Below are 19727 nucleotides of genomic sequence, written 5' to 3'. Positions count from 1 at the left end.
TTGAAAATCGGGATTGTGGCCGGCGAGGTTTCGGGCGACCTTCTGGGCGCGAACCTCGTCGCCGCGCTCAAGATGGCGCATGGCGGGTCGGTGGAACTTGTCGGCGTTGGCGGCGACGGCCTTGCCGGGGAGGGGCTGAACTCGCTGTTCGACTACAGCGAGTTGTCGATCATGGGGTTTACCCAGGTGATCGCCCGCCTGCCGCAATTGCTGCGCCGCATCCGCCAGACAGCTGACGCGCTGATCGCGGCGAAACCGGATATCATCGTCATCATCGACAGCCCGGATTTCACACACCGCGTGGCGAGGCGCGTGCGCGCCGCAGCACCCGATATCCCGATCGTCGATTATGTCTGCCCCAGCGTGTGGGCGTGGAAGGAATATCGCGCCCGCGACATGCTGGCCTATGTCGACCACGTGCTGGCGGTGCTGCCCTTCGAGCCGGCGGCGATGGAGCGGCTCGGCGGGCCGCCGACCACCTTTGTCGGCCACCGGCTGACCGAGGAGCCGGGCGTGCTTGCGGCCCGCCGCCAGAACCGGCTTGAACGGTCGCAGACGAAGCCGACCATCATGCTGCTGCCGGGTTCGCGCAAATCCGAGATCAACGCGCTCGCGCCGGTGTTCCGCGATGTCGCGGCGACGTTCGCGGCGCGCAATGACGGGTGCCGCATTATCCTGCCGACGGTGACGCGCAGGGAGCAGCAGGTGCGCGCGGCAATTGCAGACTGGCCGGTGCAGCCGGAGCTTTTCGTCGGCGAGGAGGCCAAGTGGAAGGCCTTCGCCATGGCCGATGCCGCGGTCGCCGCCTCTGGCACGGTTGTGCTGGAGTTGGCGCTTTCGGGCATTCCCGCCGTCTCCGCCTACAAGGCGGATTTTATCGGTCGCTTCATGCTGAACAAGATCACAGTCTGGTCGGCATCGCTGCCGAACCTGATCGCCGATGCGCCGCTGGTGCCGGAATACTTCAACGACACGATTCGCGCCGGCGCGCTGGCGCGCTGGATGGAGCTTCTGACAAAGGACAGTTTCCAGCGACGCGGCATGATCGAAGGCTTCGAGCGCGTTATCGCGCTGATGCAAACCGACATCCCGCCCGGCGAGCGCGCCGCGGCCATCGTTCTCGATGTGCTGGCGGAAAAGGGCGCTGTGAAGTAGGCCGCCCGCCTGCGGTTGTTCCCCACAAGACACAAAAAAGGCCGGTCGCTGGACCGGCCTTTATCATCTCGCCAAGCGTCTATCAGCGCTTGGAAATTTCCACGAAATCGCGTTCGGGAGCGCCGGTGTAGAGCTGGCGCGGACGACCGATGCGCTGTTCCGGATCCTCGATCATTTCCGCCCACTGCGCGATCCAGCCGACGGTGCGCGCGAGCGCGAACAGCACGGTGAACATGGTGGTGGGGAAGCCCAGCGCCTTCAGCGTGATACCGGAATAGAAGTCGATATTCGGGTAGAGCTTCTTCTCGATGAAGTACTCGTCCGTAAGCGCGATCTTTTCCAGTTCCATCGCAACGTCCAGCAGCGGATCGTCCTTGATGCCGAGTTCCTTGAGAACTTCATGGCAGGTGGTCTGCATGATCTTGGCGCGCGGATCGTAGTTCTTGTAGACGCGGTGACCGAAGCCCATCAGGCGGAAGGGATCATCGCGGTCCTTGGCGCGGTTGATATATTCCGGGATGCGCTCGACCGAGCCGATTTCCTGCAGCATGTTGAGCGCAGCCTCGTTGGCGCCGCCATGAGCCGGACCCCACAGGCAGGCGATGCCGGCCGCGATGCAGGCGAACGGATTGGCGCCCGAGGAACCGGCAAGCCGCACGGTCGAGGTCGAGGCGTTCTGCTCGTGATCGGCATGAAGGATGAAGATGCGGTCGAGCGCGCGCGAAAGAATCGGATTGACCTTGTATTCCTCGCACGGCGTGGCGAAGCACATGTGCAGGAAGTTGGCGGCATAGCCGAGGTCGTTGCGCGGATACACGAAGGGCTCGCCGACGTGGTATTTGTAGGCCATGGCCGCGATCGTCGGGATCTTGGCGATCATGCGGATGCTGGCGATCTCGCGCTTGTAGGGATCGGAGATGTCGATCGAGTCGTGGTAGAAGGCAGACATGGCTCCAACGGCGCCGCAGATGATGGCCATGGGATGGGCATCACGGCGGAAACCGGTAAAGAGCCTCGTGAGTTGATCGTGAATCATCGTGTGATGGGTCACGCGGAAATCGAAATCCTTCTTCTGCGTGGCCGTCGGCAGTTCGCCGAACAGCAGCAGATAGCAAACCTCCAGGAAGTCGGCGTTTTCGGCGAGCTGGTCGATCGGATAGCCGCGGTGCAGCAGAATGCCGTTGTCGCCGTCGATATAGGTGATCTTGGATTTGCACGAGGCCGTCGAGGTGAAACCCGGGTCGTAGGTGAACATGCCCGACTGCTTGTAGAGCGACGCGATGTCGATGACCTTGGGGCCGAACGTGCCTTCTTCCACCGACAGTTCGAATTCCTGACCGTCGAGTTTTAGTTTTCCAGTTTCCGTCATCCTATCCTCCAAATTTCCGGCGCGAATACGCTGTCGAAGCCAATCGGGATTTTCATTAGCTATAGGATTGGCAGGGTGTTGCCAAGCCGACGAAGCCGCGCGGCGGGTGATGAGTAATATCTGCGTTTAGCAAGTTTTACGGGGTTTAGAAAAGGAAAATTTTGCTTCTGCCGCCAGCGCTTGCATTGCAATCGATTAGCATTGGCCACAACATGTAAAAGTTGTGGGGCGGTGATTGCGGATGCGCGGGAGCGGGGCAGGCACGAGCGAGATAGACGGTGCGGAGAGCCGACGCGCGGTGCCCGCCCGGTTTCGGGCGGCCTTCAGAAAGCGCCAACCGAAAGGCGAGCGCGAGGCCGATTTTTATCAGCGTGACGCGGGCCGGGCCGGGCGGTTCGATATAGCCGCACTGTGGCGCGAGGAGCAGGCATTCGGTCGTCCGTTCCTCATGGTGCCGGTGGCGCTGGCAGCGGGAATAGGCTGGTGGTTTTCGCTCGCCGAGAGCCCGTCTTCGCTGGGCCTTGGAATCTATGGCGGTCTGGCGGTGTTCGCGGCCGTCTTGCTGCGCAACGGCAGAGGCTTGCTGCCCGTTGCCAGCGCCTGCATCGCGCTGTTCCTCTGCGGCGCGCTGCTTGCGGAGCTGGAGACGGCGCGGCGCGCAACTGTGATGCTCGATTCGGCCGTGACCACCCATATCACCGGCGTCGTTGAGAGCCGCGAGCCGACGGAAACCGGCTGGCGCTACTTGGTGCAGGTGACGGCGACGGACGACCCCGTGATCCATCGCCCGCCCGAACGCGTCACGCTTGTCGCCCGCGGCAATTTGCCGCCTGTTGGCATCGGGCACGCCATTCAGGGGCTTGGCCGGTTGCTGCCGCCTTCCGCGCCGGTCATGCCCGGCCTGGTTGATTTCGGGTTCCTGTCCTATTTCGACGGCATTGGCGCGGTGGGTTTCTTCTATGGGCCGCCGGCGGATATCGGCGTCGCGCCCGCGCCGGGCCTCAATGCGCGGGCGGGTTTTGCGATCGAGCGGATACGCGACGGCATTGCCGGGCGCACTCGTGCGGTGCTTGCGGGCGACACCGGCGCCTTTGCCAATGCGATCATCACCGGCGAGCGCCGGGCGCTGAGCGACGACATGCTCGATGCGCTGCGCAACGCCGGCCTTGCCCACATCATTGCCATTTCCGGCCTGCATATGGCGCTGGCCGCCGGCATTTTCTTCTCCAGCCTCAGGCTGTTGCTGGCGCTGTCGCCGCGCGCCGCCGAGGCGGTTTCGACGAAGAAGATCGCAGCGGCGGCGGCGATCGCGGCGGCGCTGTTCTATCTGCTGATCTCGGGCATGCAGGTGTCCGCCGAACGGGCCTTCATCATGCTGGCCGTCATGCTGGCGGCGGCGATCTTCGACCGGCCGGCGATCAGCCTGCGCAATGTGGCGCTTGCCGCGCTCGTGATCCTGATCGTGACGCCCGCCGAAGTGGTGGGGCCGGGCATGCAGATGTCCTTTGCCGCCACGCTCGCGCTGATCGCGGGCTATGGCGCATGGCAGCGCCGGCCCGCTGAAGGCTTTCGCCAAAGCCGGGGACCGCTCCGCTGGCTCTGGATCGCGGCCTCCGGCATCGTCCTCACCGCGCTGATCGGCGGATTGTCGACGACGCCCTTCGCTATCCATCACTTTTCGCGTATTGCCGGCTACGGGCTCCTCGGCAATCTGCTCGCCATGCCGGTCGTCACCTTCATCGTCATGCCGGCGGGCTTGTTGTCGCTCATCGCCATGCCGCTCAACCTTCACGCGCCGTTTCTGTTCGTCATGGGCTGGGGGCTTGATTGGGTGATGCGGGCGGCGACATGGGTCGACGGCCTCGGCGGCGCGTTTACCACTGGTCGCGCTCCGGAGGGATTTCTGCTGTTGTTCCTGGCCGGCTTCCTGCCGCTCGTGCTGTTGCGCACGCGGCTGCGGCTTCTCGGCGTGATCCCAATGGCGGTTTCCGTTGCACTGATTTCATGGCCGCGCGAGCCTTCGCCGTCGCAAATCCTGGTGGCGGATGATGGCAACCTCGTCGCATTCGTCACCGGCGATGTCGCGGCGCTCACAACGAAGCGGCCACCATCCTTCGTGTTCGAGCAATGGGAAACGGCGCTTGCGCTCGCAGAGACGCTGCCGCCTGTGGAAGAAAGCGCGCTGGTGCTGGATGAGGAGGATCGCTTCGCGCGGCTGGAAGCAGCGGATATGGCGAGCGCCGCGCGGGCGCTCCGCGATACGATCACCGAAGCAGGTCGAACGCCCGGCATCTTCCACTGCAAGAAGGATGCATGGTGCTACGGGCTCTTCATGGAACTCAGGCTCATGACGGTCGACCGGCCGGCCTTTGCCGGCCTTGCCTGCGACAATGCCGATATCGTCGTTAGCCGCTACCGCCCCGGTTTCCAGATCTGCCGCTCCGGCGCATACCTCGTCACGCCGGCGATGCGCCGCCAGCACGGCGCCTTCCAATTCACGCTGCCGCCGACTGCCAGTCGAACTAGGGACGATGGCGACATACGGCGCTCGGTTGCGGAGCCGGACAGGGGTGAGGCAATCGTTCAGCAAGCAAGCAATGCCAATCCGCTGAGAGTAGGCAAAGCGGACGCCGCAGCTCCGCCGTCCACGCCATCACAATCGCCCTGCGGCCCCATGACACTCTCAATCAGCACGTCGGTCAGAGCGCTCACGCGCCCGTGGAACAGGCACCGGCTCTATGACTGGCGCTCCGGCGAATACCTGCCGGTCATCGCGGTTCCTGAGACCCTGACCTTCAGTGGTAACGGCGGATCAGGCCGACCAGCTTGCCCTGCACCTTGACCTGGTTGGCGGCGAAAATGCGGGTCTCGTAAGCGGGGTTGGCCGCTTCCAGCGCGATCGACGCGCCCTTGCGGCGGAACCGCTTCAGCGTCGCCTCCTCGTCATTGACGAGCGCCACGACGATATCGCCGGGCGAGGCGGTGGAGATATTGCGGATGATCACGGTGTCGCCGTCGAAAATCCCGGCCTCGATCATCGAATCGCCTTGCACCTCCAGCGCGTAATGTTCGCCCGCGCCCAGCATTTCCGCCGGCACGATGATCTGATGGGTGTTTTCCTGGATCGCCGAAATCGGCACGCCGGCGGCAATCCGACCCATGACCGGAATACCGGTCGAGCCGCCGTCATTGGCGCTGGCCGGCGCCTTTGGCTCTTCCTGTTTCTTGCCGAGCGAGCCCTCGATCACGCTTGGCGAAAAGCCCCGGCGCGGCTGCTGGCCGATGACGCTGTCCGGCATGCGCAGGATTTCAAGCGCCCGCGCGCGGTTGGGGAGCCGGCGGATGAAGCCGCGTTCCTCCAGCGCGGTGATCAACCGGTGAATGCCGGATTTCGACGCGAGGTCCAGCGCTTCCTTCATTTCGTCGAAGGATGGCGGAATACCGGTCTCTTTCATCCGTTCGTGAATGAAATACAGCAATTCCTGTTGTTTGCGTGTCAGCATTTCCTGCCCCTGGCCCTTCGAAACAAATCCAGAACGAATATACATGTTCTCACTGTGTTCCGCAAGTCCGCCCCCAGGCCCGGCAATCAAGGGGTTTCGCACCGCCGATGCGGGTCGGGCGCCGAATCGACAAACCGGCAGGCCAGTCTCGTCTCAAAAGCCATTCCATGCCGAAAGCCGTCCAGTTGGCAGCCTGAGCGCGTGCCGGGCGGCTTGCCAATTCATGTGTCGTGGGCGATAAACCGGCGAGCGTGACCGGGCCACTGGATCGATCTGGAGTGAAACATGAAAATCGCGGTTGCCGGTATCGGCTATGTCGGGCTTTCGAACGCGGTCCTGCTGGCGCAGAACCACGAGGTGGTGGCGATCGATATCGATCCGGGGCGGGTGGATGGGCTGAATGCCGGCAGGAGTCCGATCGTTGACAGTGAGATCGAACGCTATCTGGCGGAAAAGCCGCTGCGGCTGAAGGCGACGACCGAAGCGGCGGCCGCCTATCGCGATGCCGATTTCGTGATCGTCGCCACGCCGACCAATTACGATCCCGAGACCAATCACTTCGACACCTCGTCGGTGACCAGGGTTATAAGTGATGTGCTGGCCTCGGGCAGCGCCGCGACGATCATCATCAAATCCACCGTGCCGGTGGGCTTTACCGACCGCACGCGGCTTGCCTTTCAAAGCGACCGCATCATCTTCTCCCCGGAATTCCTGCGCGAGGGGCGGGCGCTTTTCGACAACCTCAATCCTTCGCGCATCGTCATCGGCGAGCGTTCCGCCCGGGCGGAGACCTTTGTCGGCCTTCTGGTCGAGGGCGCGCTGAAGAAGGATGTTCCGGTGCTCTACACCGGGGAGTCGGAGGCCGAGGCGATCAAGCTGTTCGCCAACACCTATCTCGCCATGCGCGTCGCCTATTTCAACGAACTCGACAGCTATGCCGTCACCCACGGCATGGATTCGCGGCAGATCATCGAGGGCATCGGCCTCGATCCGCGCATCGGCGACCATTACAACAACCCATCCTTCGGCTATGGCGGCTACTGCCTTCCCAAGGACACAAGGCAGCTTCTGGCCAATTATTCGGAGGTGCCGCAGAACCTGATTCGCGCCATCGTCGACGCCAATACCACCCGCAAGGACTTCATCGCCGAACGCATCATCGCGCTGAAGCCGAAGTCGGTCGGCATCTACCGGCTGGTGATGAAGGCGGGTTCCGACAATTTCCGCCAATCCTCCGTTCAGGGCATCATGAAGCGGATCAAGGCCAAGGGCATACCGGTCACCGTCTACGAACCGGCGCTGAAGGACGCTTCCTTCTTCAATTCGCCTGTGAGCAGGGATCTGGACGCTTTCAAGAACAATGCCGACCTGATCGTTGCGAACAGAATGACCGATGAAATCCGCGATGTCGCCGAAAAGGTCTTCACCCGCGACCTTTTCGGCGCCGACTGATCGGCCGCAACCGCGTCACGAGAAACCCGAACCGGCGACCATCAATCTGCGGCTCTCCGGCGCCGACGTAACATCGCCGCCGGCGTTTTCCTGTCCGGTTTCGCTCGCAAGAGCATCCACATGTCTACCGCTTCCGCGCTATCAATTTTTGTCAGTCTGCCGTGTTGACGCGTTTATTACTAACTGGTAGGTAATGAGCAAGTTCAGGGAGGAATTCTATGGCTGATACCAATCGTATCGGGATCATCATGCACGGCGTCACCGGCCGCATGGGAATGAACCAGCATCTTATCCGCTCGGTGCTCGCGATCCGTGATCAGGGCGGTCTGCGTTTGAGTGACGGCTCGCTTGTGATGCCGGACCCGATCATCGTCGGCCGCAATGCCGCCAAGATCGAGGAACTGGCGAAGCGCCACGGCGTTGAGCGCGTCACCACCGATCTCGATGCGGCGCTTGCCGACCCTTACAATGTCATCTTCTTCGATGCCGCCTCCACCAAGCTGCGCCCGACGTTGCTGAAAAAGGCGATCGATGCCGGCAAGCATGTCTATTCCGAAAAGCCGGTCTCCGAGGGTCTGGAAGAGGCCGTCGAGATCGCGCGCTATGCCAAGGAAAAGGGCGTCAAGAACGGCATCGTTCACGACAAGCTCGATCTGCCGGGCCTCGTCAAGCTGAAGCGCCTGCGCGACAATGGCTTCTTCGGCAAGATCCTGTCGGTGAAGGGCGAATTCGGCTACTGGGTGTTTACCGGCGAGGACCAGCCGGCGCAGCGTCCGAGCTGGAACTACCGCGCCGAGGATGGCGGCGGCATGGTTTCCGACATGCTCTGCCATTGGCGCTACGTGCTGGATAATGTCGTCGCCCCGGTCAAGTCGGTCTCCTGCACCACCGCGACCCATATCCCGGCCCGCATTGATGAACAGGGCAGGGAATACAAGGCAACCGCCGATGACGCTGCCTATGCGACCTTCATGCTGGAAGGCGATATCGTCGCGCATATCAATTCAAGCTGGTGCACCCGCGTTCGCCGCGACGATCTCGTAACCTTCCAGATCGACGGCACCCACGGCTCCGCCGTTGCCGGGTTGCACAAGTGCTACAGTCAGCACCGCGCCAATACGCCGAAGCCGGTGTGGAACCCCGACGAACCGCAGAAGATGAACTTCTTCGAGGACTGGCAGGACGTGCCGGACAACACCGTCTTCGACAACGGCTTCAAGGTGCAGTGGGAGCAGTTCCTGCGCCATGTCCTGGAAGACGGTCCCTGGGCCTATACGCTGACCGAGGGCGCCAAGGGCGTGCAGCTTGCGGAGGCCGGATATAAAAGCGCCCGCGAACGCCGTTGGGTCGACCTCGAAGATCTGGGAATCTGATCATGAGCGCTATCAAGCTTCCGACCGCTTCCGGCGGCATCGAGACCTTCTCCTTTTCCGGCGCCGGCGTGACGCCGGACAGGGGCCCGTGGAACCGCAAGGTGTTCGCCGCCGCCCATGTCGTGGTCGATCCGCTCGCCGACAACAATCCGTGGTCGGACTGCAATGTCGACTGGGACAAGACGATGGCATTTCGCCGCCATCTCTGGTCGCTCGGCTTTGGCGTGGCGGAAGCCATGGACACCGCCCAGCGCGGCATGGGCATGGACTGGCCGACCTCTCTGGAGCTGATCCAGCGTTCCGTGAAGGAAGCGAAAGCCGGCGGTCATTCGATTGCTTGCGGCGCGGGCACCGACCACCTTGATCCGGCGGATGCCAAGACCATCGACGACGTGATCGCGGCTTACGAAATGCAGTGCGAGGCGGTGGAGGCCACCGGCGGTCAGGTGATCCTGATGGCGTCGCGCGCGCTCTGCAAGGTCGCGAACAGCGCTGACGATTACGCCCGCGTCTATGGCCGCATCCTTTCCGGCCTGAAGCAGCCGGCCGTGCTGCACTGGCTCGGCGAGATGTTCGACCCGGCGCTTCAAGGCTACTGGGCGAGCGCCGACCACATGGCGGCGATGGATACCTGCCTCAAGATCATCGAGGACAATGCCGACAAGGTCGACGGCATCAAGATTTCGCTGCTTTCGGCCGAAAAGGAAATCGCCATGCGCCGCCGCCTGCCGGATGGTGTGAAAATGTATACCGGCGACGACTTCAACTATCCGGAGCTGATCGCCGGCGACGATCACGGCTATAGCCATGCTTTGCTTGGCATCTTCGATCCGATCGCGCCGGTTGCCGCGACCGGGCTTGCGGCGTTGGCGAAAGGTGACATGCAGCGCTGGGGCGCGGTGATGGAGCCGACCGTGCCGCTGTCGCGCCACATCTTCAAGGCGCCGACGCGCTACTACAAGACCGGCGTCGTCTTCCTCGCCTATCTGATGGGCCATCAGGACCATTTCACCATGCTCGGCGGCCAGCAGAGCGCCCGCTCGGCGCAGCACCTGGCCGAGATCGTGCGCCTTGCCGATGCGGCGGGGTTGATCGCGGATACCGAGATGGCCGCAGCCCGCACCGCGCGGGTGATGGCCACCCACGGCATCGGGGTCTGACGGCATGGCGGTGATCACCCCCGAAAGGCTTTCGCTGAACACAGCGACCACGCGGGCGCAATGGAAGCTCGATCAGGCGATCGAAGGCTGCGCCCGCCACGGGTTCGGCGGCCTGTCGCCATGGCGCGATCAGCTGCAGGCGCTCGGTGCGGAGAAGGCCGCCCGCCAGATCCGCGATGCCGGGCTTGCCGTTTCCGGCCTTTGCCGCGGCGGATGGTATACGGCCGAAGGCGCGCTGACGGACGCCGTTCTGGAGGACAATCGCCTTGCCGTGGACGAGGCCGCCACCATCGGCGCCGAATGCCTCGTCATGGTGGTCGGAGGTCTGCCCAAGGGAAGCCGCGATCTCGACGGCGCCCGCGCCATGATCGAGGAAGGGCTGGCCAAAACGCTCGACTATGCCCGCACTGTCGGGGTGAAGATCGCCATCGAGCCGCTGCATCCGATGTATGCGGCCGACCGGGCAGCGGTGAACACCATGGCGCAGGCGCTCGACATCTGTGACCGGCTCGGTGACGGCATCGGCGTTGCCGCCGACGTCTACCACATCTGGTGGGACCCCGAGGTGAAAGCCCAGATCGCCCGCGCGGGGAAGGCGCGGCTGATGGCGTTTCACCTTTGCGACTGGCTGGTGCCGACCACCGACATGCTGAACGACCGCGGCATGATGGGCGATGGCGTCATCGATATCCCGGACCTTCGCGCAGCCGTGGAGGCCGAGGGCTTTTCCGGATTGAACGAGGTTGAGATTTTTTCAGCGGAGAACTGGTGGAAGCGCGATCCGGACGCGGTGATGCAGGTCATCATCGAACGCGCAGCCGGCTGCTGCTGAGTTTGAATTACCTGCTTGCGCAGGCAGGCGGCCGGTAGGCCAGGGAAGAGCGAGAGGAGCGCTTCCCTGGCGGATCGGCCGGAAACTGCGGAGCCCGGTCACTTGACATGAGGTCAGGTGCCCGTAACCTACTATCCAGTAGTCAAGGGAGGAGACTATCATGTCCATGCTTTCGAAACTGGCTGTTTCCGCAGCCGCAATCGCCATGTTCGCCGCCGGCGCGGCCACCGCCCAAACCTGGCAGCCCGACCGGCCGATCAACATCATCGTGCCGTGGTCGGCGGGCGGTTCGACCGACCAAGTCACCCGCGTCGTTGCTCCGATCCTTGCCGAAGCGCTCGGCACGGAAGTCGTTGTGGTCAACCAGCCGGGCGCATCCGGATCGATCGGCACCAAGGCGGCGATGGACGCCCCGCGTGACGGTTATACCTGGACCGCGAACGCGATCGCCAACAACGCCACCTATGCCGTTTCCGGCCTGCTCGAAGAGTCCAACATCGACGATTACCGGATCTACCTCCACGTCGCCAATGCGCCGCTGATCTCGGTGAACGCCGATGCGCCCTACAAGGATTTCGCCGAACTGATGGAGGCGATGAAAACCGGCGATGTGACCGTCGGGACCGCCGGCGTCACCTCGTCCGGCGGTACGGCCTTTGCCACGCTACAGGATGCGATGGGCGGCAACTTGTCTGCCCGCATGGTCGCCTATGACGGCGGCAATCCGGCCGTTATCGCCGCGGCTTCCGGCGAGGTCGACATGACGACCCAGCTTGCCGTGGAGCAGACCGAAATGATCAAGGCCGGCCGCCTGCGCCCGCTCGCCGTGCTCTCCGACACGCCGCTCGAAATCGAAGGCATCGACCCGGTTCCGCCGGTCACCGAATGGCTCGATATCGATGTCGCCCCGGACTATTTCGGCGTCTTCATCCCGAAGGGCGCGCCGCAGGAGGTCTATGACACGGTCGACCAGGTCTGGGCCGACAAGGTAATGAACTCCGAGGCGTTGAAGAAATATGCCAATGAGCGCGGCGCGAGCTTTGCGCCGAGCTATGGCGACGAGGCCCGCGCCCGCGCCATTCCGGTTGCGACCAACGAGGCCTGTGCCTTGAAGGCCCGCGGCGAGGCGGTCAAGGACCCGTCCGAAGTCGGCCTGACCTGCCCGGAATAAGGGTGGCTTAGGAGCAATACCCGATCTTCCCCTTGAGGGGGAGAGCAATCGCAGATGGCCTTCGGTCTCGCTCCCAATATTCTCTCCCGCTTGCGGGAGAGATGCCCCGAAAGGGGCAGCGAGGGTGATGCAGCATTTCCGTTCGTGAGGGCGTCCGTAAGGATAAGTTCCCCCCTCACTGTCGCTTTCGCGACATCTCTCCCCTCCGGGGCGAGAAGATTGGGGGGCTGTGCGGAGGGAGCAATCCGGCCTCGCGAAACGTCAAAACAAACCGGGGCGGCGGTGCCGCCGCCTCATCCCGTTTCCTCGGAGGCTTCATGCTGAAAATCCGCTCCGTCGACATTGCCGTCTCGACCATCCTGCTCGCCGTCGGGATCGCCCAGCTTATTGGTGGCTACACCATGGACCGGCTGGAAGTCCGGCACATTCCGCCGGCAAGCTTCCCGGGCCTGTTGCCGATCGTGCTTGGCATCGCCATGACCATCGTGGCCGGTCTTCAGCTCATCGGCCTCCTGCGCAGCCGGGATGGCGACGACGAACGCCGGGCGAGCGGCATGGTGACCCGCGAGGAACTGGTGCGGCTTTCCGGGCTCATTGCCCTTTGCGCGATTTACGCGATCGTGCTGGTGGGGCGCGTGCATTTCTGGGTGGCGAGCAGCCTGTTCGTCGCCACCTTCATGCTCGTCTTCGAGCTCTCGCCCGGCATGCCGCGGCGCGCCATGATCATCACCATCCTTCGCGCGCTGGTGATTGCGATCCTTTTCGGCGGCGCTGTGTCATACCTTTTTGAAGATCTTTTCCTGGTGCGCCTGCCATGACCCCTGTCATCGACGCGCTCTCAAGCGCCTTTGCCGAACTCACAACGCCGATGATGCTGTTCAATGTCGCTTGGGCGACGCTGCTCGGCATCTTCGTCGGCGCGCTGCCCGGCCTGACGGCGACCATGGGCGTGGCGCTCCTGACGACGCTCACCTATTCGCTCGACCGCAACACCGCGATCATGGTGCTGATCTGCATGTATGTCGGCGCGATCTACGGCGGCTCGCGCAGCGCCATCCTGCTCAATATTCCGGGAACGCCGGCGAGCGCCGCCACCGCGCTCGACGGCTTTCCGCTGGTGCGCAAGGGCAAGGGCTCGCTCGCCATGGCAATCGCCACGCTCGGCTCAATGCTCGGCACGCTGGTCGGCATCGCCATGCTGGTGCTGATCGCGCCGCCGCTGGCGGAAGCCGCCTTCGGCTTCGGCTCCTATGAGTTCTTCTGGCTGGCGCTGTTCGGCATCATCATCTCCGGCCAGCTCACCCATTCCGGCGAACCGCTGAAGGGCTATATGGCCGGTCTGATCGGGCTCTCGGTCGCGATGATCGGCTCGGAAGGAATTCATTCCTATGTCCGCTTCAATTTCGGCGTCCAGCAGATGAATGGCGGGATCGAACTGATTCCGGCCATGGTCGGCGCGTTCGGGTTTGCCGAAGTGCTGTTCGCGATGACGCTGCCCGCGGCCGAACTCGCCCGCAGCAAATCCGTGCCCGCGCCGCTGAAGGAGCTGTTCTCCAGCGTCTGGCGCTACAAGCGCACGGTGCTGGAATCCGGCATCATCGGCACGTTGGTCGGCATCATTCCGGGTGTGGGCGAGGATATCGGCGCCTGGGGCTCCTATGCCGCGGCCAAGCGCCATTCGAAGGAGCGCGACGAATTCGGCAAGGGCAGCCAGGAAGGGCTGATCGCGGCTGAAACCGGCAATTCCGCGGTGGTGCCCGGCTCGTTGATCCCGACACTGACGCTCGGCGTGCCGGGTTCGGCATCGGCCGCCGTGCTGATCGCGGCGCTGTTCCTGCATGGCGTGCGCCCCGGCCCGATGATCATGTTTGACCAGCCCGACATGATCTACACCATCGCCGTGATGCTGATCTTCGCCACCATCGCCATGGGCGTGTTCGGCATGGCGCTGACGCCGCTCTTCGTCAGGGTGCTTCAGATCCCCCGCACGATCCTGATGCCGATGGTGTTCACGCTCTGCGTCATCGGCCCCTATGCGCTGTCCCAGCGGATTTTCGATATCTGGGTGATGTTCGCCTTCGGCGTCGGCGGCTATATCCTGCGCCGCCTGAACTACCCGATGGCGCCGCTGGTGCTCGGCATCATCCTCGGCGCCCTGCTGGACAAGAGCTTGCGACGCGGGCTGATCCTGTCCAATGGCGATATCACAGCCTTCTTCACGCGGCCTGTGTCGGCCGGTTTCGCGGTGCTGATCGCGCTGACCATCCTGTTCTCGATACCCGCCGTCCGCCGGCTTGCAAGCTTCAAACGCTGGCGCGGCGATGCTAACGGGGAAGACGCGAACACGAAATAAGGAGAAACGGGCGTGGCGAGGCGGACAGCGGTAAAGACGAAACGGGGAACGCGCGATGCGGAGGCTTCGCGCGCGGCAATCCTCCAGGCGGCGCTCGATGAATTCTCGTCGGTCGGCTATGACGGCGCCCGCGTCGACCGCATCGCCGCCGAGGCCGGCCTCTCCAAGCCGCTGCTCTACGACTATTTCGGCGACAAGGACGAACTCTACAAGGCGGCGCTGCGCGAGGCCTATGTGCAGATCCGCGCGGGCGAGGAGAAGCTGGCGCTCGAGGCGCTCTCGCCGGAGGATGCGGTCGCGGCGCTGGTGATGTTCACCATGACCCATTTCCGCACCCGGCCCTGGTTCATCACCATGCTGAACACCGAGAACCTGCGGCAGGGTTCCTCCGTCGGCAAGATCGGCGACCGGCGCGAGATCCAGTCGAAGCTTCTGATCAAGCTTGAGGAAGTGCTCAAAAGGGGTTGGAAAGACGGCGTTTTCCTGCGGAAGGCCGAGCCGGTGGAAGTCTATCTGATGATCGCCTCGCTCTGCTATTTTCCTGTCTCCAACCGCTTCACGCTGGCCGAGGTCTTCGGCTTCGACGCGAGCGAAGAGGGCCTCAACGCCCATGCCCGCCGCGCCACGGAGGCGGTCGTCGGCTGGCTCAAACAGAAAGGCGAAAGCTGATGCCCCGCCTTGTCTGCTGCAACGAACTGCTGAGCCGGGAAGGTCTCGATTTTCGGGCGCAGTGCCGGTTCGCGAAGGCCGTCGGCTTTGACGCGCTGGAGCTTGCGATCGAGAGCTTTCCCGCTGACCCTCTCCGCCTTTCGGAGAGTGAGGTGAGGGCGATGCGGCAGACGGCGGCCGATGAAGGCATGGAAATTGCCGGCCTGCACTGGCTGCTGTCCTCCGCCCCGGCGCTCTCGATTACCAACCCCGCGGTGGCTGGAGAGACGACGGACTATCTGCTGAGGCTCGTTGACATCTGCGCCGCGCTCGGCGGCCATGTGCTCATCCACGGCTCGCCCCAGCAGCGCCGCCCGCTTGCCGGCATCGCGGATGCGGCGACCTATGACCATGCGGCGAAACTGTTCGCGCCCGTTGCCCGCGCCTGTCATGACGCTGGTCTCACCTATTGCATCGAGCCGCTTTCGCGCGACCAGACGCCGTTCATCAACACGCTGGCGGACGCCCGCCGGCTTGTCGAGATGGTCGGGTCGCCGGTGTTCAAGACCATGCTCGACTGTTCCTCGGCGGCCCTTACCGAAGAGGAAAGCGTGCCGGCGCTGATCGAAAAATGGATGCCGAGCGGGCTGATTGCCCATGTGCATCTCAACGACAGCAATCGCGGCGCGCCGGGCACCGGAGCCGACGATTTTTCGGCCATCATCGCCGCGCTGATCGCGAGCGGATATGGCGGGGACCTTTCGGTCGAACCGTTCACCACCTGCGTCAGCGCGGAAGTGACGCTTGCCATCGCGTCGGCCACCACACGGGCCCATCTGCAAACCCATGGGAGGGCGATGTCATGAGCGCCGCACGGATTTCGCTCAAGGCGATCGCGTTTCGCACCCGGCCGGTCCGGTTCCGCCTGCCGTTCCATTTCGGCAATACCGTTGTCACGGAAACCGATCAGGGCTTCGTTTCGGTGACTGTCGAAGTCGATGGACAGATAGCGGAGGGCCACGCGGCCCAGCTCATGGTGCCGCGCTGGTTCGACAAGCGTGCGAGCCGGACGAATGAGGACACCGTCGCCGATCTGAAGCGCTCGCTGGAGTTTGCCTGTCGATCGGCCGAGGACATCGCGTCCGAAACCATCGCCGCCGCCACGACCCGCATGCGCCACGCGGTCGAGGCCGCCATGCCGGAGGGCACGCCAAGGCTCGCCGCCCATTTCGGCCCGGCGCTCGTCGAAATGGCGTTGATCGACGCGGTCTGTCGCGCGCATGGCCTCAATTTTCCGCAGGCCGCAAAGGCCGACCTGTTCGGCGTCAGTACGCTTGCCGCGCCCGATATTTCTTCTGCCGCCATCACCGGCGCGCTTGCCGGGATCACGCCGCTGCCGGCGATCTCGCCGCGCCAGACCGTCGGTTTCGACGCGCCGATATTTTCGGGCGAGGCGGACAGGGCCGATGACGGGCTGCCGGTAAGCCTCGAAGCGATCATCCGCGCCACCGGTATCCGCGCCTTCAAGATCAAGCTCAAGGGCGAGCCGGATGCCGATATCGACCGGCTGGCGCATATTGCCACGCTGGTCGACCAGACGGACAATTACCGCGTCACGCTCGACGCAAACGAGCAGTATCTGCCCGACCGTTTCGCCGCCTTTCTCGACCGCCTGCAGGGCGATCCAAGGCTCTCGCGATTGCGCAATTCGATCGCCTTCATCGAACAGCCCTTCGCCCGCGAGACGGCGCTGACGCTTGAGATCACGCCGGCGCTTTCCGCCTTCCCGCTGATCATCGACGAGAGCGACGACCATGACGACGCCTTCGCCACCGCGATTGCCTATGGCTGGTCCGGCACCTCGATCAAGAGCTGCAAGGGCGTGCTGCGCGCGCTCCTGAACTATGCCCGGAAGGTCGATGGCCGGGCCCACGGAAAACGCCTGTTCATCTCGGCGGAAGACCTGACCTGCCAGCCCGGCCTTTGCTGGCAGCAGGATACGCTGGTGGCGGCAACGCTCGGCTGCCGCGATGTGGAGCGCAACGGCCACCATTTCGGCGGCGGTCTGCAGGGTTATGACGATCTCGAAAAGGCGCGGCTGCTTGCCGCCCATCCCGATCTCTACCGCAGGAATGACGGCCGTATCGACCTGCGCATCGAGGATGGCACGGTCGCCATCGGCTCGCTGTTCGGCCCGGGATTCGGACGTTAACCGCCCGACGCTGATGCTCTAATAGCCGAGCGCGATGCCATCCTTGCGGTGGTCCGACGCGCCCCACAATATGCCGCGCTTGTGGTCGATCATGATCGCCTGGCAGCCGCCGAGCGGCTCTTCGGCGATCCGGGTCAGGTGGCCGCGCCGCTCTAGATCGCGCCTTGTCTCGTCGGAAATGGTCGGTTCCAGAGTGATCACGCCTTCGGTGAAGAAGCTGCGCGGCTGATCGGAGGCCATCTGGATATCGAAGCCGCGATCGATGACTTGCGAGATGAAATGGGCGTGGCCGTTCGCCTGATACTGCCCGCCCATGACTCCGAAAGAGAGATAGGGCTTGTCGCCGTCAAACATCATGGCCGGAATGATCGTGTGGAAGGGGCGTTTGGAGGGGCCGATGCAATTGGCATGGCCGTCGGCCAGGGAAAAGCCGCTGCCTCTGTTCTGCAGCAGCACGCCGGACCCTTCGGCATAGATGCCGCTGCCGAATGAGGCGAAGATCGAGTTGATCAGCGACACGGCATTGCCGTTGCGATCGACGACGCTGACATAGACCGTGTCCTTGTGGATCGGTATGTCGAGCGCCTCGGCAGGCGAGGCGCGGTCGAGGGCGATGGCGGAGCGAATGGCCGCGATCCGGTTCTCGTCCAGAAGCGCTTCCACCGACACGGCCATGTGGGCCGGATCGGCGATATGGAGGTCGCGCTGGCGGTAGGCCGATTTCGCGGCCTCCGCCAGAAGATGAATGCGGTCCGCCGCCGAGACCTTGCCCTCGCCAAGGTCGAACCCGTCCAGAATGCGCGCCATCAGCAGCGCGGCGAGGCCCTGGCCGTTGGGCGGGCATTCCAGCAGCCGGTAACCTCGGTAGTCCGCTTCGATGGGTTCGGTGACATCCGGTCGATTGCGATCGAAATCGGCGAGCGTGTGAAGCCCGCCGAGCGCATTGAGGGTGGCAACGATATCCTCGGCCACCGCGCCTTCGTAGAAGCCCTTGCGCCCCTCGCGCGCGATCTTTTCGAGCGTGTCGGCAAGCGCGGGATTGTAGAGCCGGTCCCCTGTCACAGGGGCCTTGCCGCCCGGCAAGAACTGGCGCGCGGCGGGTTCGTGCCGGCGCAGCCTCTCGGCATAGCGCGCCCAGTCGTGCGCGACGCGCGGCGTAATTGTGAAGCCGTCGCGCGCGGCCCTGATCGCCGGCTGAAGGATCGCGTCGAGCCCGATCCGCCCGAATGTTTCGCTCAGATAGTCCCACGCCCCGACGGCGCCCGGCACGGTGACCGAATGCACCGAGAGATCGGAGATCGCGGTTATCCCCTGTTCCCGGAAAAATTCCAGATGGGCCGCTGCGGGGGCGCGGCCGGAACCGTTGAGCGCGACCGGCCTGCCGCCGGCGGGCGTGAACAGGGCGAAGCAATCGCCGCCGATGCCGGTCATGTGCGGATCGACCACGCCCTGCAGGGCGACCGCCGCGATCGCTGCATCGACCGCATTGCCGCCGGCGCGCAGGATATCGAGCGCCGCCAGCGTCGCCTGCGGATGCGATGTCGCTGCCATCGCGTTTTCGGCAAGCGCGACGGACTTCCCCGGCGCCATGAAGTCTCGCATGACCATGATATTCCAATCCCCCCAACGGTTCAGCTTTTCCGAGAATGCGGAACCGCGTGATCTTATTGTGGGGCTGCGGTTTCACGCTCATCAGAAATGTTGAACTGATGCAGCCGGCCTGCGCAACGCATTACACCAATCGGCGCCGCAACGGAATGCCGCGGAGCGCTGGCGGACCGGCATATCACCCCATGCCACGCCGCTATTCTTTCCTGCAAAAAGCGCCGTGGAGCGCGTTGATCACGGTCAACACCTCCGGCCGGGTGATGGCGTAGTATACCGTGGTGCCCTCCCGCCTGGACTCGACAAGTCCGTCGGCCCTCAGGCGCATGAGTTGCTGCGACATCGGCACCTGTTCGATGCCGAGTTCCCGGCGCAATTCGGCGACCGATTTCTCGCCATCGACAAGCGCGCAAAGCACCAGCAGCCTTTGCGGATGGGAAAGACTGCTCATCAGTTCGGCGGCCGCTTCGGCGGCGGGGATCATCTCTGTGACATTCATGTTCTTGAATTTAATATTTTTGAATGTTATATGCAAGCCATGCGATTACGTTGTCGTGCGAACGGCGTTGAGCCGGGAGGTTCCAACCGCGCCGTCCTTTGCGCAACGTATTGATCCAACAGAAGGAATGGTCAAATGACGCTCGATCGTGCCGTGATGATGTTCGCGGGTTTCATGGTTCTTATCTCCTTGGCGCTCGGCTTTTATGTCTCGCCGTGGTGGTTCCTGCTCAATGCCTTTGTCGGTCTCAACCTGATCCAGGCATCGGTGACAGGTTTCTGTCCTGCTGCAATTGTGTTCCGGAAGCTCGGAGTCAAGTCGGGTTCGGCGTTCGAATAACCGCGCCAGCCTCGTTATCACACATTTATCCCGGGCGCGGAGGTTAAACTCTGCCG

17 protein-coding genes are annotated in these 19727 nt (G+C 63.6%); 13 read left to right on the top strand and 4 right to left on the bottom strand.

The window, feature by feature from the left end; all coding sequences use genetic code 11:
- Positions 1 to 1155, top strand: a complete 1155-nt coding sequence (lpxB, locus tag Mame_RS15885; RefSeq protein ID WP_026173364.1) for a lipid-A-disaccharide synthase — start codon at positions 1 to 3, stop codon at positions 1153 to 1155.
- Positions 1156 to 1237: 82 nt separating this feature from the next.
- Here lpxB and gltA read toward each other — a convergent pair whose 3' ends face one another.
- Positions 1238 to 2524, bottom strand: a complete 1287-nt coding sequence (gltA, locus tag Mame_RS15880) for a citrate synthase (RefSeq protein ID WP_018064158.1) — start codon at positions 2522 to 2524, stop codon at positions 1238 to 1240.
- Between the two features lie 241 nt (positions 2525 to 2765).
- Here gltA and Mame_RS15875 point away from each other — a divergent pair, with 241 nt between their 5' ends.
- On the top strand, positions 2766 to 5366 hold the full coding sequence (locus Mame_RS15875) for a ComEC/Rec2 family competence protein (protein ID WP_079920857.1): 2601 nt from the start codon (positions 2766 to 2768) through the stop codon (positions 5364 to 5366).
- Here Mame_RS15875 and lexA read toward each other — a convergent pair.
- Positions 5320 to 6027, bottom strand: a complete 708-nt coding sequence (lexA, locus tag Mame_RS15870) for a transcriptional repressor LexA (protein ID WP_026173363.1) — start codon at positions 6025 to 6027, stop codon at positions 5320 to 5322. The genes Mame_RS15875 and lexA overlap by 47 nt on opposite strands.
- 285 nt (positions 6028 to 6312) lie before the next feature.
- Here lexA and Mame_RS15865 point away from each other — a divergent pair, with 285 nt between their 5' ends.
- The 10 genes from Mame_RS15865 to Mame_RS15820 all read left to right on the top strand — a co-directional run bounded on the left by Mame_RS15865 (position 6313) and on the right by Mame_RS15820 (position 17228).
- On the top strand, positions 6313 to 7479 hold the full coding sequence (locus Mame_RS15865) for a nucleotide sugar dehydrogenase (RefSeq protein WP_018064155.1): 1167 nt from the start codon (positions 6313 to 6315) through the stop codon (positions 7477 to 7479).
- 218 nt (positions 7480 to 7697) lie between these two features.
- Entirely contained in the window at positions 7698 to 8852 is a 1155-nt protein-coding gene (locus tag Mame_RS15860; protein WP_018064153.1) for a Gfo/Idh/MocA family protein, read from the top strand.
- A 2-nt stretch (positions 8853 to 8854) separates the two neighbouring features.
- Entirely contained in the window at positions 8855 to 10012 is a 1158-nt protein-coding gene (locus Mame_RS15855; RefSeq protein WP_018064152.1) for a dihydrodipicolinate synthase family protein, read from the top strand.
- Between the two features lie 4 nt (positions 10013 to 10016).
- Entirely contained in the window at positions 10017 to 10844 is an 828-nt protein-coding gene (locus tag Mame_RS15850) for a sugar phosphate isomerase/epimerase family protein (protein WP_018064151.1), read from the top strand.
- A gap of 160 nt (positions 10845 to 11004) precedes the next feature.
- Positions 11005 to 12015: a tripartite tricarboxylate transporter substrate binding protein gene (locus Mame_RS15845; protein ID WP_018064150.1), complete on the top strand. Its 1011-nt coding sequence runs from the start codon at positions 11005 to 11007 to the stop codon at positions 12013 to 12015.
- Between the two features lie 317 nt (positions 12016 to 12332).
- On the top strand, positions 12333 to 12833 hold the full coding sequence (locus Mame_RS15840; protein ID WP_018064149.1) for a tripartite tricarboxylate transporter TctB family protein: 501 nt from the start codon (positions 12333 to 12335) through the stop codon (positions 12831 to 12833).
- Positions 12830 to 14368 (top strand): tripartite tricarboxylate transporter permease, encoded by a 1539-nt coding sequence (locus tag Mame_RS15835; protein ID WP_018064148.1) that lies wholly within the window; start codon positions 12830 to 12832, stop codon positions 14366 to 14368. The genes Mame_RS15840 and Mame_RS15835 overlap by 4 nt, the downstream gene beginning before the upstream one ends.
- Positions 14369 to 14380: 12 nt before the next feature.
- Positions 14381 to 15037 (top strand): TetR/AcrR family transcriptional regulator, encoded by a 657-nt coding sequence (locus tag Mame_RS15830; protein WP_018064147.1) that lies wholly within the window; start codon positions 14381 to 14383, stop codon positions 15035 to 15037.
- Positions 15037 to 15882, top strand: coding sequence for a sugar phosphate isomerase/epimerase family protein (locus Mame_RS15825; protein WP_018064146.1), 846 nt, complete (start codon positions 15037 to 15039; stop codon positions 15880 to 15882). Before Mame_RS15830 ends, Mame_RS15825 begins: the two co-directional genes overlap by 1 nt.
- On the top strand, positions 15879 to 17228 hold the full coding sequence (locus Mame_RS15820; protein WP_018064145.1) for an enolase-like domain-containing protein: 1350 nt from the start codon (positions 15879 to 15881) through the stop codon (positions 17226 to 17228). The genes Mame_RS15825 and Mame_RS15820 overlap by 4 nt, the downstream gene beginning before the upstream one ends.
- 18 nt (positions 17229 to 17246) lie before the next feature.
- On the opposite strand, the gene ggt is transcribed toward Mame_RS15820, so the two are convergent.
- Both ggt and Mame_RS15810 read right to left on the bottom strand, forming a co-directional pair.
- Positions 17247 to 18830, bottom strand: a complete 1584-nt coding sequence (gene ggt / locus Mame_RS15815; protein ID WP_026173362.1) for a gamma-glutamyltransferase — start codon at positions 18828 to 18830, stop codon at positions 17247 to 17249.
- A gap of 202 nt (positions 18831 to 19032) precedes the next feature.
- Positions 19033 to 19332, bottom strand: a complete 300-nt coding sequence (locus Mame_RS15810; RefSeq protein WP_018064143.1) for an ArsR/SmtB family transcription factor — start codon at positions 19330 to 19332, stop codon at positions 19033 to 19035.
- A gap of 135 nt (positions 19333 to 19467) precedes the next feature.
- On the opposite strand from Mame_RS15810, the gene Mame_RS15805 reads away from it, so the two are divergent.
- Positions 19468 to 19671, top strand: a complete 204-nt coding sequence (locus Mame_RS15805) for a YgaP family membrane protein (RefSeq protein WP_018064142.1) — start codon at positions 19468 to 19470, stop codon at positions 19669 to 19671.
- Positions 19672 to 19727 lie beyond the last annotated feature (56 nt).

The organism is Martelella mediterranea DSM 17316, assembly GCF_002043005.1.
Lineage (GTDB): Bacteria > Pseudomonadota > Alphaproteobacteria > Rhizobiales > Rhizobiaceae > Martelella > Martelella mediterranea.
Note: the sequence above shows the minus strand (reverse complement) of the source record. Positions and strands in the feature narration are given on the sequence as shown.